Genomic DNA, 12,804 nt, shown 5'->3' on the forward strand with positions numbered 1-12,804 from the left:
TTTACGTCTACGACACTTTTCTTCGCGCGTAGACGGCGGTGTGGTGCCCCGAAAGACGCCGAATCTCCGTTCTGTCCTAAGTGCCCGGCGTCCGGGGGGCGTTACCCACTGTTCGGATAACGGAATCCCTAGTTAAGCATCACGGTTGCGCATACTTTCGCCGTCAGACCTGGCGGGTGATCGCAGCCACGCTGAAGACTCGCGACTCAGACACAGGGTCCAGGTACCCATGTCCACTGCAAGTCGACAAAGCCGCTAATCCGCGGCAGGCGTAAGCCGGTAACCACCGGCGAGAGGGGTCGGGTCACAGTGACCGCACCGATCGAGACCACGGGGGCGGAAGCCGGGGCGCAGCCGGAGGCTGTGCTCGTCGGCGCCGATAAGGGGCAGATCGAGGGCCGTTCCCTTGGACAGATCGCCTGGACCCGGTTCAAGAAGGACAGAGTCGCCGTCGCCGGTGGCGTCATCGTCGTCCTGCTGATCCTGGTCGCGGCACTCTCCCGTCCGATCCAGTCGATGTTCGGGCTGGATCCCGACGCCTTCCACCAGAACCTGATCGACGCCAACACCTCGCTGCCCAAGGGCGGTTGGGGCGGCATGAGCTGGGACCACCCGCTCGGCGTGGACCCGCAGTTCGGCCGGGACGTCGCCACCCGCATCCTCGAAGGCTCCTGGGTGTCGCTGGTGGTCGCCTTCGGCGCCACGATCCTGTCGAACGTGATCGGCACGATCCTCGGCGTCGTCGCCGGGTACTACGGCGGCCGGGTCGACTCGATCATCAGCCGGCTGATGGACACCTTCCTCGCCTTCCCCCTGCTGCTCTTCGCGATCGCCATCTCGGCGACCCTCCAGGGCGGCGCCTTCGGCCTCAGCGGCCTGCCGCTGCACCTGAGCGTGCTGATCTTCGTCATCGGCTTCTTCAACTGGCCCTACCTGGGCCGGATCGTCCGCGGCCAGACCCTCGCCCTGCGCGAGCGGGAGTTCGTGGACGCCTCCCGGGGCATGGGTGCCAAGGCGCCGTACATCCTCTTCCGGGAGCTGCTGCCCAACCTGGTCGGCCCGATCATCGTCTACTCGACGCTGCTCATCCCGACGAACATCCTCTTCGAGGCGTCCCTCAGCTTCCTCGGGGTCGGTATCCAGCCCCCGCAGGCATCCTGGGGCGGCATGTTGCGGGACGCGGTCACCTATTACGAGGTCGACCCCGCGTACATGATCGTTCCCGGCCTCGCCATCTTCGTGACCGTCCTGGCGTTCAACCTGCTGGGCGACGGTCTCCGCGACGCTCTCGACCCCCGCAGCCGCTAGGGCCCGCACCCGAGAGTCCATCAAGTTTCCGACAATGGAGGAAGCAGACCATCATGCGAAGGTCAGCGCTGGCCGCAGTTGCGGCCATCGGCGCTGCGACACTGCTCATGGCAGGTTGCAGCAAGGCCGATGACAGTAAGAGTGACAACGGTGGTACGAAGGCGGCTGGGGCCAACGCAGCGACCAAGGACGTCGTCAACGCCTCCACGCACAAGGGCGGGACGGTCACCTACGAACTGTCCGACGTTCCGGACTCGTTCGACCCGGGCAACACGTACTACGCGTACATGTACAACTTCAGCCGGCTGTACGCCCGTCCGCTGATGACGTTCGAGCCCGGCCCCGGTTCCAAGGGGAACACCCTGGTCCCGGACCTCGCCGCGAGCAAGGGTGTCTCCAGCGACGGCGGCAAGACCTGGACGTACAAGCTGCGTTCGGGCCTGAAGTACCAGGACGGCACGGCGATCACGTCCAAGGACGTCAAGTACGCCGTGGAGCGTTCGAACTTCGCGCGTGACGTGCTCTCCCTCGGCCCGAACTACTTCCAGCAGTTCCTGGTCGGCGGCAAGGACTACAAGGGCCCGTACAAGGACAAGAGCGCCGACGGCCTCAAGTCCATCGCGACGCCCGACGACACCACCATCGTCTTCCACCTGAACACGGCCTTCCAGGAGTTCGACTACCTGGTCGCGGCGCCGCAGACGGCTCCGGTGCCGCAGGCGAAGGACAAGGGCGTCGACTACGTCAAGAACATCGTGTCCTCCGGCTCGTACCAGTTCTCCAGCTACGAGGACGGCAAGTCCGCCACCCTCGTGCGCAACAAGAACTGGGACCCGAAGACGGACCCGCTGCGCAAGCAGTACCCGGACAAGATCGTCGTGAACCTGAAGGTCAACGCCGACACGATCGACAAGGACGTCCTCGCGGGCAACGCGATCGACATGGGCGGTACGGGTGTCCAGGCCGCGACCCAGGCGCAGCTGCTGACCTCGGCCGACAAGAAGGCCGGCACGGACAACACCTTCGGTGGCCGTCTCGTCTACATGGCGATCAACACCAAGGTGAAGCCGTTCGACAACGTGGCCTGCCGCAAGGCCGTCGAGTACGCCATCGACAAGGTCTCCGTGCAGACCGCCGAGGGCGGCCCGATCCGCGGTGAGATCGCCACCACCGTCCTGCCGCCGGACATCACCGGCTACGAGAAGGCCGACCAGTACGCCAGCACCGGCAACAAGGGTGACGTCGCCAAGGCCAAGGAGCAGCTGAAGGCCTGCGGCAAGACGTCGATCTCGACGAACCTCTCGGCCCGCAGCGACCGTCCGCAGGAGATCTCCGCGGCCACCGCGATCATCAACTCGCTGAAGGCCGTCGGCATCAACGCCAGCCTGAAGCAGTACCCGTCGGGCAAGTACTTCACCGACTACGCGGGTGTCCCGAAGTTCACCGAGCAGCAGAACATCGGCCTGATCATGATGCAGTGGGGTGCCGACTGGCCCTCCGGCTACGGCTTCGAGCAGCAGATCCTGAACGGTGCGGCGATCGGCGCCTCGGGTAACACCAACCTGTCGCAGTACGACAACAAGTCGGTCAACGAGCTCCTCTCCAAGGCCATCGGCACTGAGGACGTGGCCACCCGCAACAGCATGTACGCGCAGGTCGACAAGCAGACCATGAGTGACGCGGCCCTCGTTCCGCTGACCTACTTCAAGGTCCTGCTGGCCCGTCCGGCGAACTACAGCAACCTGGTGTCGACGGCGGCCTTCAGTGGCCAGTACGACTACCTCAACATCGGCACCACGAAGTAGTCGTAGCCCCGGAAGGCAGGTGAAGGCATTGGTGCCCGCGGGCTTCGCGGCCCGCGGGCACCAGCGCCGATCCCCGTGATCTCGTACATTCTCCGTCGGACGGTCGCAGCGGTGATCCTGCTGCTGGTCGTCTCCGCGGTCACCTTCGGCATCTTCTTCCTGCTGCCACGGCTCGCCGGCCAGACCGCGGACCAGCTGGCCCAGCAGTACATCGGGAAGAGCCCGTCGGCGGCGGACATCGCCGCGGTCAAGCACAACCTCGGTCTGGACCAGCCCCTTTACCTGCAGTACTGGCACTTCATCAAGGGGATCGTGGCGGGCGCCACCTACAACCTCGGCCCCACCACGGTGCACTGCGACGCGCCCTGCTTCGGCTACTCCTTCAAGGACCACGTCGAGGTCTGGCCGCAGCTCACCTCCCGCCTTCCGGTCACCATCTCGCTGGCCTCCGGCGCCGCCGTGCTCTGGCTGCTGTCCGGTGTCACGGTCGGTGTGATCTCCGCGCTCAAGCCGCGGTCGTTCTTCGACCGCGCCTTCATGGGCGTGGCGCTCGCGGGTGTCTCGCTGCCCATGTTCTTCACGGGCAACCTGGCCATCCTGCTCTTCACGTACCAGTGGCCGATCTTCGGCCGCACCTACGTCCCGTTCACCGAGAACCCCGCGCAGTGGGCCAACACGCTGTTCCCGGCGTGGTGTTCGCTCGCGCTCCTCTACTCCGCCATCTACGCGCGGCTCACCCGCTCGGGCATGCTGGAGACGATGAACGAGGACTTCATCCGCACGGCCCGCGCCAAGGGCCTGCGGGAACGCAACGTCGTCGTCAAGCACGGTCTGCGGGCCGCCCTGACGCCGATCATCACCGTCTTCGGCATGGACCTCGGTCTGCTGCTCGGCGGTGCGCTGATCACCGAGTCGGTGTTCTCCCTGCACGGCATCGGCCAGTACGCGGTGCAGTCGATCGAGAGCAACGACCTGCCCCCGATCCTCGGCGTGACCCTGCTCGCAGCGTTCTTCGTAGTGATCGCAAATCTCCTGGTGGACCTGTTGTACGCCGCCGCCGACCCGCGGGTGAGGCTCTCGTGACCGACCTTTCCAAAACAGGCGCCGCGGTCGGCGAGCCCGTCGACACGGCCAAGTCCGCCCCGAACGCCTTCCTCGAAGTCCGCGACCTCAAGGTGCACTTCCCGACCGACGACGGCGTGGTCAAGTCCGTCGACGGGCTCAGCTTCTCGCTGGAGAAGGGCAAGACCCTCTCCATCGTGGGCGAGTCGGGCTCCGGCAAGTCCGTCACCTCGCTGGCGATCATGGGTCTGCACCGGCTCGGTCCGCGCGGCAAGAACGTGCGGATGACCGGCGAGATCTGGCTCGACGGCCAGGAACTCGTGGGCGCCCAGCCGGACGAGGTGCGCAAGCTCCGCGGCCGGCAGATGTCCATGATCTTCCAGGACCCGCTGTCCGCGATGCACCCGTACTACAAGATCGGCGACCAGATCGTCGAGGCGTACCGGGTCCACAACGACGTCAGCAAGAAGGTCGCCCGCACGCGCGCCATCGAGATGCTCGACCGGGTCGGCATCCCCGAGCCCGCCAAGCGTGTCGACGGCTACCCGCACGAGTTCTCCGGCGGTATGCGCCAGCGCGCCATGATCGCGATGGCCCTGGTGAACAACCCCGAACTGCTCATCGCGGACGAGCCGACGACCGCCCTGGACGTGACCGTCCAGGCGCAGATCCTCGACCTGATCCGGGACCTGCAGAAGGAGTTCGGCTCCGCGGTCGTCCTGATCACCCACGACCTCGGTGTCGTCGCCGAGATCGCCGACGACGTCCTGGTCATGTACGGCGGCCGGTGCGTGGAGCGCGGCCCCGTCGACGAGATCTTCGAGAAGCCGCAACACCCGTACACCTGGGGCCTGTTGGGCTCGATGCCGCGCATCGACCGGGAGACCTCGGAGCGGCTCATCCCGGTCAAGGGCCAGCCGCCGAGCCTCATCAACGTCCCATCGGGCTGCGCCTTCCACCCGCGCTGCCCGTACGCGGACATCCCCAAGGGCGACGTCACGCGAACCGTGCGCCCCGAGCTGGAGCTGGTCCCCGGCGGGCACTGGTCCGCCTGCCACCTCCCGGCTGCGGACCGTACGCGGATCTGGACCGAAGAGATTGCGCCGAAGCTGTGAGCGATACGAACAAACAGACCGCCACCGCGGTCGTACCGGAGCAGGCGGCCTCCTCGGAGGACCGTGAGGTGCTGCTCAAGGTCGAGGGCCTGAAGAAGCACTTCCCCATCAAGAAGGGGATCCTGCAACGTCAGGTCGCCGCGGTGAAGGCCGTCGACGGCATCGACTTCGAGGTGCGCAAGGGCGAGACCCTGGGCGTCGTCGGGGAGTCGGGCTGCGGCAAGTCGACCATGGGCCGGGTCATCACCCGGCTCCAGGACCCGACGAGCGGCTCGATCCACTTCGAGGGCCAGGACATCACGACCCTGAACGCGGCCGGGATGCGCCCGCTGCGGCGGGACATCCAGATGATCTTCCAGGACCCGTACGGCTCCCTGAACCCCCGGCACACCATCGGCTCGATCGTCTCGGCGCCGTTCCGGCTCCAGGGCGTGGAGCCCGAGGGCGGGGTGCGCAAGGAGGTCCAGCGCCTTCTGGAGCTGGTCGGCCTGAGCCCCGAGCACTTCAACCGCTACCCGCACGAGTTCTCCGGCGGCCAGCGCCAGCGCATCGGCATCGCCCGCGCGCTCGCGCTCAAGCCCAAGCTCGTGGTGGCGGACGAGCCGGTCTCGGCGCTCGACGTGTCGATCCAGGCGCAGGTCGTCAACCTCATGGACGACCTCCAGACGGAGCTCGGCCTGACGTACGTGATCATCGCGCACGACCTCTCCGTCGTCCGCCACGTCTCGGACCGGGTCGCGGTGATGTACCTCGGCAAGATCGTCGAACTCGCCGACAGCACCAAGCTGTACGAGTCGCCGATGCACCCGTACACCAAGGCCCTGATGTCGGCCGTGCCGGTGCCGGACCCCAAGCGCCGGGGCGCCAAGAGCGAGCGCATCCTGCTCAAGGGCGACGTCCCCTCGCCGATCTCCCCGCCCAGCGGCTGCCGTTTCCACACGCGCTGCTGGAAGGCCACGGAGATCTGCCGCACGAAGGAACCCCAGCTGATCGAGCTCCGGCCCGGCCAGCAGGTCGCCTGCCACCACCCGGAGAACTTCGCCGACCAGGCCCCGCAGGACACCGTCCTGCTGAGCGCCGCGAAGGAAGCGGTGGAACTGGTGGGCGCGGCGGTCCTGGAGAAGTCGGCGGCTACCGAGCCGGAAGCCGAGGCCGAGACCACGGCGGCGGACGCGGTTGTGCTCGCCGCGACTGCGGAGCCGACGACGACTGTCACCGCGGAGCCGGCTGCCGCCGAATCCGCGGCGGACACCGAGGAAGCCGCTCCGGAGGCGCCCGAGGCCGCCGATCCGGAGTCGGCGGAGCCCGAGGCGGCGGACGCGACCGAGGAGCCCGCGGTCGCCGAAGCCCCGGCCGCCTCCGAGGAGACCCCCGAAACCCCGGCCCCCGCTTCCCCCGAAGCGGAATCCGGCGATCAGGAGTCAACTGCCAAGTAGCACATGACGAGTTGGTAAAGTCATGTTCATGGCGAAACGGGAGAGTGCAGAGTCGAGCGCGTCCGTCTGATCGGAAACGCACCCGAAAGGGACGACTCATGGCACTCTCCCGTTCGGCACGTCTGGGGGCCCTCGCGACAGCGGCGGCCTCTTTTCTTGTCATCGCCGCCTCCTCCGCCCCCACCCCCGGCGCCGACGGCATCGGTGACCCCTACTTCCCCCAACTCGGCAACGGCGGCTTCGACGCCCGGCACTACGCCCTGGACGTCGCCTACAACCCCGACACCGACCGCCTCGACGGGCGTACGACACTCACCGCCCGCGCCACCCAGAACCTCTCCTCCTTCGACCTGGACCTCCAGAAGCTGGAGGTCACCAAGGTCCAAGTGAACGGAAGACAGGCCCAGTTCACCCGCACCGGCGACGAACTGCGCATCACCCCGAGGGACTCGCTCCGCAAGGGCAGGGACTTCACGGTCACCGTCACCTACGGCGGTGTCCCCGAACCCCTCAACGGCCCCATCGTGTTCGGCTCCGACTACGGCTGGATGAAGACCCCCGACGGAGTCTTCGTCGCCTGCGAACCCAACGCCGCCTCCACCTGGTTCCCGTCCAGCGACCACCCCTCCGACAAGGCCACCTACGACATCCGCATCAAGGCCCCCAAGGGTCTGACCGGAGTCTCCAACGGGCGGCTCGTGTCCACCTACAACAAGGGCGACTCGACGTACACCCACTGGCGCGAGAGCAAGCCCATGGCGACCTATCTCGCCACCGCCACCATCGGGAAGTTCGACGTCAAGACGGGGAAGACCCCGGGCGGCATCCCCATCTACGTCGCCATCGACCCCGTCCTCGCCAACAGCAACAGCGTCGACGTGTACGCCGTGACCGCCGCCGCCACCGACTACTGGTCGCAGCTGTTCGGGCCGTATCCCTTCGAGGAGACCGGCGCGATCGTCGACGACATGCCGGAGGCCGGGTTCTCGCTGGAGGTGCAGAGCAAGCCCGCCTACTCGGCCGTGCGCAACGAGACGACGATCGTGCACGAGCTGGCCCACCAGTGGTTCGGCGACTCCGTGTCGGTCGCGCACTGGAAGGACATCTGGCTCAACGAGGGCTTCGCGACCTACGCCCAGTGGCTGTGGGCCGAGCACCAGGGCACCCGCACCGCGCACGACTCGTTCCTGGCCGGCTACAACTCCCGCCCCGCCGACAGCTCCTTCTGGCAGACCGTCGTGGCCGATCCGCAGCGGGACACCATGTTCGCCTCGGCCGTCTACCAGCGCGGTGCGATGACCCTCCAGATGCTCCGTGAACGCATCGGCGACACCGCGTTCTTCAAGCTGCTCCCCGCCTGGACGAAACTCCACCGCTACGGCAACGGCGACACGGCCGGGTTCATCAAGCTCGCCGAGAAGATCAGCGGACAGCAGCTCGACGACCTGTTCCAGACCTGGCTGTTCACGCCAGGGAAACCGACCCTGTAACCCTTGCTTTGAAAGGGAAGCACCCTTCTGTAGGTAAGAATGTGGGGTGCTTCAGCAACTGTTCAACCCCTCCGTCCAGCACACGCTCGACCTCGTCGGCATCTTCGTGTTCGCCATCTCCGGCGCGCTGCTGGCCGTCCGCAAGAACTTCGACGTGTTCGGCATCGCCGTGCTCGCCGAGGTCACCGCGCTGGGCGGAGGGGTCTTCCGGGACCTCATCATCGGGGCCGTACCCCCGGCCGCCTTCACGGACCTGGGCTACTTCAGCACCCCGCTCTTCGCCGCGCTCCTCGTCTTCTTCCTCCATCCGCACGTGGAGCGCATCCAGTCCGGCGTCAACGTCTTCGACGCGGCCGGCCTCGGCCTGTTCTGTGTCACCGGCACGGTGAAGGCGTACGACTACGGGCTCGGCCTGACCGCCTCGGTGGCCCTCGGCCTCGGGTCCGCCGTCGGCGGCGGTGTGCTGCGGGACGTCCTGGCCAACGAGACTCCGTCCCTGCTCCGCTGGGACCGCGACCTGTACGCGGTCCCGGCGATCGTCGGCGCCACCATGGTCGCCGTGTGCATCCACTACGACGTGCTGGGCCCGTTCACCAGCGGGCTCGCGGTCGTCACCGCTTTCGTGCTGCGCCTGCTCGCGATGCGGTTCCACTGGCGAGCTCCGCGTGCGTGGAACCGGAGGTCGACCGTCCGCGAGGAGTAGTCGTCCCGGACTTCGCGTGCGGATGGTTCTTGCCCATCTCCAGGGTCAGCCAGCGGAACACCGCCTTCACCTGCGGCCGCCACAGCGCCATCGTGTGACCGCCCGCGCTGCGCGGCAGGAACACCACGTGCACGGTCGTCGGTGCCTCGGCGACGGAGGCCAGGGCGGTGCCCGCCTCGTAGCCGTCGCCGGACTCGCCGGAGATGTACAGGGCGATCGGCGGCGGGGTCTTCTTGGCCTTCAGCAGCAGGTACGGGTTGTTCGCGGCGCGCAGGGCCGGGCTCGCGGCGGCGAGTGAATTGCGTTCGGCGATCGGGTCGTTGTAGCCGGACATGCCCACGGCCGCGCGGTAGCGGTCCGGGTGGGCGACGGCGAGCTTGACCGCGCAGTGCGCCCCGGCCGAGTAGCCGGCCACCGCCCAGCCCGAAGGGGCGGGCTCGGCGCGGAAGTTGTCCATGACCATCTTCGGTACGTCGACGCTCAGCCAGGTGTCGGCGTTGACCGTGCCGGTGATGTTGGCGCAGCCGGTGTCGACGCCGGCCAGCAGGTTGGTGCGCGGGGCGACCAGGATGAAGGGCGCGACCCGCCCGCTCTTCATCAGCGGCAGCAGCTGCTCGTTCGCGTGCAGCGACCCGAACCAGGCCTTCGCCGAACCGGGATAGCCCGGCAGCAGTTCCACCACCGGGAACTTGTGGTGCCGGTAGGCGGGCTCCTTGTACTGCGGCGGCAGCCACACGTACACCTCGGCGTTGACACCGGAGACCCGGCCCTTGAGCTGGGTGACCTCCACGCCGCCGGCCGCGCGCATGCCGGGACCCTCGGCGGGGGAGAAGTCCTGCTTGACCTTGGGCAACCGTTTCAGCGAGATGTTCCCGGTGCCGTTCTTGCCGAGGTTCGCGGCCTGCTGGACGTGGTTGCCGGTGCCCAGGAGGTCGGCCCAGTTGTCGTAGAGGTTGTTCTGGTTGTTGACCATGACGAAGACCAGGGTGACGGCCGTCGCCTGGGCGAACAGCAGCATCAGGGCCCGTGCCGCCACGCGTACGGCCTTGGGGCCGCGCATCCGCGACCACAGCACGAGCGGCAGTATGAGGGCGACGATCGTCAGCACGACTGCGGTGTAGAGGAACGGAGTCCCGGTGAGGCTCATGTCCCCAAAGAGGGGGATCACGGGCCGCGCGTCACGGACGAGTTCGGACACTTACCAAGAAATTGCCGGTTCCTCACCCGGTCGGCCGACAGTCCACCGGTGGTTTCATATGCCCGCAACAACAAAGCTACCGCTTAGTAATCACCTGTTGTACGGTTCATCCATGCGAGAAGCAGCAACCGCACCGGCGGCCGCACGGGCCACGATCGGCGACAGCGAGTTCGACCGCGACACCGCGGTCACCCGCCGCGCCCCGGGCGTCTACGACATCGACCTCTCGGCCGGCTGGACGATCATCAGCGCCGTCAACGGCGGCTACCTCCTCGCCGTCCTGGGCCGGGCCCTCGCGGACGCGCTGCCCCACAGCGACCCGTTCACGATCTCGGCGCACTACCTGACGGCATCCCAGCCCGGCCCGGCGGTCATCCGCACGGACACGGTCCGCACCGGCCGCACCCTTTCCACGGGCCAGGCGTCCCTCTTCCAGTACGACGAAGAGGGCGCGGAGGTCGAACGCATCCGGGTCCTGGCCTCCTACGGCGACCTGGACACCCTCCCGGACGACGTTCGTACGACGGCGAAGCCGCCCTCTTTCCCGCCCATGGACCAGTGCTTCGGCCCCCAGGACGGTCCCGCCCCCGTCTCCGGCAGTTCGGCGATCGCCGACCGCCTGATGCTCAAGCTCGACCCGTCCACCCTCGGCTGGGCCCTGGGCGCCCCCTCCGGCAAGGGTGAGATGCGCTCCTGGTTCGGCCTCGCGGACGGCCGCGACGCCGACCCCCTCTCCCTGCTCCTCGCGGTGGACGCCCTCCCCCCGACCGCCTTCGAGATCGGCCTGAAGGGCTGGGTCCCCACGGTGGAACTCACCGTCCACGTCCGCTCCCGCCCCGCACCGGGACCGCTGAGGGTGTCGATCACCACCCGCAACCTGGCCGGCGGTTTCCTGGAGGAGGACGCGGAGGTCTGGGACAGCGAGGACCGACTGGTCGCCCAGTCACGGCAGTTGGCGCGGGCCCGGCTCAGCTGACCGGCTTCCGTCCCAGCCAGGCCGCCAACTGCCCGTAGGCGTCGGCCCCTTCGGGTGTCGCCTGTGCCGTGTCGAAGGGGGTGTCCGCGTCCCGCTCGGTGTCGGGCAGGACCCTGCGGGCGATCGCCAGCGCGAACTCGGCGAGTTCCGGGTCGAGTTGGACGGGGTGGCCCAGGGACTCCGAGAGGTCCCAGGTGTGGGTGACGCCCTCCATGACATAGCCGGAGAGGGCGATACGGCCCGGGGCCTCGCCCCACGGGACCTGGACCAGGGCGTCCAGGCGTGAGTCGTCCGCCCAGGCCTCGCGGACCCGGACGCGGGCCTCCTCGTAGGCCGTCGGCCAGCCCTTGTCGTCGATGCCCTCCACGAAGGGGTGTACGGCCATGCCGTCGCCGCCCTCGCCGATCGTCGCGATGCGGTGGGTGCCGCCGACGAGGTGGCTCAGGAGGGTGCGTACGTCGAACTCCGTGCAGGGGGTGGGGGAGGAGAGCTGGTCCGGGCGTACCGTCCTGATCAGGGCGGCGGCCTGCTCGGTGGCGCGGGTGTACAGGGGGCGGGGGTCGTTCGCGTTGGTGTTCATGGCACCGATGCTGGACCCATAACCTGACAGTTTCCGTCAACATTTGCACGAGGGTTTCGCGCAGTGGATTCTGGGGGTGTGAAGGCCGACCGACTGCTCTCGATCCTGTTGCTCCTGCAGACCCGGGGTCGCGTTCCCGCGCATGAACTCGCCGACCGGCTTGAGGTGTCGGTGCGGACCATCTACCGGGACGTCGAGGCGTTGTCCGCCTCCGGGGTGCCGGTGTACGCCGAGCGGGGGCGGCACGGGGGGATCGAGTTGCTCGCCGGGTTCCGGACGGACGTGACGGGACTGACCGCCGACGAGTCGCGCGCCCTGTTCATCCTGGCCGCGCAGGGCGCCCACGCCGCACTCGGTCTCGACGCCGCGCTCGGTTCCGCGCTGCGCAAGGTGATGGCCGCGCTGCCGGCGCCGTACCGGCCGGCCGCCGAGGTGACCTCGCGGCGCATCCTCGTCGACGCCACCCGCTGGAAGGGCGGGCCCCAACCCGCCGTGGATCTGGACGTGTTGCAGGACGCGGTCTTCGCCGACCGGCGGTTGCGGCTGCGCTATCGGCACAGCGGGGCGAAGGAGCCGAGCACCTACACCGTCGACCCTTACGGTCTCGTCTCCAAGGCCGGCGTCTGGTATCTCGTCGCCGACCGCCGTGCGCGCCCCCGCCTCTTCCGCGCCGACCGCGTGCACTCGGCCACCCTTCTGCCCGACCCCGTGAAGCGCCGGCCGGGTGTCGAACTCGCCGACGCCTGGGAGGAGTTGCGCCGCCAGGTCGAGGAACGCCCCGGCGGACTCGACGTCACCGTCCGCGTCCGCCGCTCCCGCCTCGACATGTTCCTGCGCCTCAACGCCTCCTCGCTCGCCGAACTCCCCATGCCCGACAGCGCCGTTGACGGCGAGAGCGACTGGGTGACGGTCCGGCTGTCCTACGGCGTCGTCCGCGAGGCACGCCAACTGCTGCAGTTCGCCGACGCGTTGGAGGTCGTATCACCGCCGGAGGTACGCGCGGAGGTGGCCGCGGCGGCCGCTTCTGTCACGGAGCTGTACCAGCGAGTAGGTGCGGGTCAGTAGTGAAGTAGCAGGTCAGGGTGGTCTCTTGGGCTGCCCTTTACTCCGCGCACAGGGTGAGGACAGGGC

At 68.1% G+C, this 12,804-nt stretch carries 11 protein-coding genes; 9 read left to right on the top strand and 2 right to left on the bottom strand.

Annotated features, from left to right (window positions below; translation table 11 throughout):
* Nucleotides 1-309 precede the first annotated feature (309 nt).
* The 7 genes from OG496_RS38390 to OG496_RS38420 all read left to right on the top strand — a co-directional run bounded on the left by OG496_RS38390 (nt 310) and on the right by OG496_RS38420 (nt 8,919).
* Nucleotides 310-1,308 carry an ABC transporter permease gene (locus OG496_RS38390; RefSeq protein WP_366490048.1) on the top strand — a complete coding sequence of 333 codons (999 nt, stop codon included), beginning with the start codon at nt 310-312 and terminating at the stop codon, nt 1,306-1,308.
* Between the two features lie 53 nt (nt 1,309-1,361).
* A complete protein-coding gene (locus OG496_RS38395; RefSeq protein ID WP_405974138.1) occupies nt 1,362-3,113 on the top strand; it encodes an ABC transporter substrate-binding protein in 1,752 nt (583 codons plus the stop codon).
* A gap of 75 nt (nt 3,114-3,188) precedes the next feature.
* A complete protein-coding gene (locus OG496_RS38400; protein WP_033282771.1) occupies nt 3,189-4,196 on the top strand; it encodes an ABC transporter permease in 1,008 nt (335 codons plus the stop codon).
* A complete protein-coding gene (locus tag OG496_RS38405) occupies nt 4,193-5,290 on the top strand; it encodes an ABC transporter ATP-binding protein (RefSeq protein ID WP_405974139.1) in 1,098 nt (365 codons plus the stop codon). Before OG496_RS38400 ends, OG496_RS38405 begins: the two co-directional genes overlap by 4 nt.
* Nucleotides 5,287-6,726, top strand: coding sequence for an ABC transporter ATP-binding protein (locus OG496_RS38410; protein ID WP_405974140.1), 1,440 nt, complete (start codon nt 5,287-5,289; stop codon nt 6,724-6,726). Before OG496_RS38405 ends, OG496_RS38410 begins: the two co-directional genes overlap by 4 nt.
* Before the next feature lie 98 nt (nt 6,727-6,824).
* Nucleotides 6,825-8,216 carry a M1 family metallopeptidase gene (locus OG496_RS38415; protein WP_366490052.1) on the top strand — a complete coding sequence of 464 codons (1,392 nt, stop codon included), beginning with the start codon at nt 6,825-6,827 and terminating at the stop codon, nt 8,214-8,216.
* A gap of 46 nt (nt 8,217-8,262) precedes the next feature.
* Nucleotides 8,263-8,919 (top strand): trimeric intracellular cation channel family protein, encoded by a 657-nt coding sequence (locus tag OG496_RS38420; protein ID WP_405974141.1) that lies wholly within the window; start codon nt 8,263-8,265, stop codon nt 8,917-8,919.
* On the opposite strand, the gene OG496_RS38425 is transcribed toward OG496_RS38420, so the two are convergent.
* Nucleotides 8,828-10,066, bottom strand: a complete 1,239-nt coding sequence (locus tag OG496_RS38425) for an alpha/beta hydrolase (RefSeq protein ID WP_405974142.1) — start codon at nt 10,064-10,066, stop codon at nt 8,828-8,830. The genes OG496_RS38420 and OG496_RS38425 overlap by 92 nt on opposite strands.
* Before the next feature lie 163 nt (nt 10,067-10,229).
* Here OG496_RS38425 and OG496_RS38430 point away from each other — a divergent pair, with 163 nt between their 5' ends.
* Nucleotides 10,230-11,093 carry a thioesterase family protein gene (locus tag OG496_RS38430; protein ID WP_405974143.1) on the top strand — a complete coding sequence of 288 codons (864 nt, stop codon included), beginning with the start codon at nt 10,230-10,232 and terminating at the stop codon, nt 11,091-11,093.
* Here the strand turns inward: OG496_RS38430 and OG496_RS38435 are convergent.
* Entirely contained in the window at nt 11,086-11,673 is a 588-nt protein-coding gene (locus OG496_RS38435; protein ID WP_405974144.1) for a TIGR03086 family metal-binding protein, read from the bottom strand. The genes OG496_RS38430 and OG496_RS38435 overlap by 8 nt on opposite strands.
* Nucleotides 11,674-11,751: 78 nt before the next feature.
* On the opposite strand from OG496_RS38435, the gene OG496_RS38440 reads away from it, so the two are divergent.
* Nucleotides 11,752-12,738, top strand: coding sequence for a helix-turn-helix transcriptional regulator (locus tag OG496_RS38440; RefSeq protein ID WP_405974145.1), 987 nt, complete (start codon nt 11,752-11,754; stop codon nt 12,736-12,738).
* The last annotated feature ends 66 nt before the right edge of the window (nt 12,739-12,804 follow it).

Source organism: Streptomyces sp. NBC_00988 (assembly GCF_045162645.1).
GTDB lineage: Bacteria > Actinomycetota > Actinomycetes > Streptomycetales > Streptomycetaceae > Streptomyces.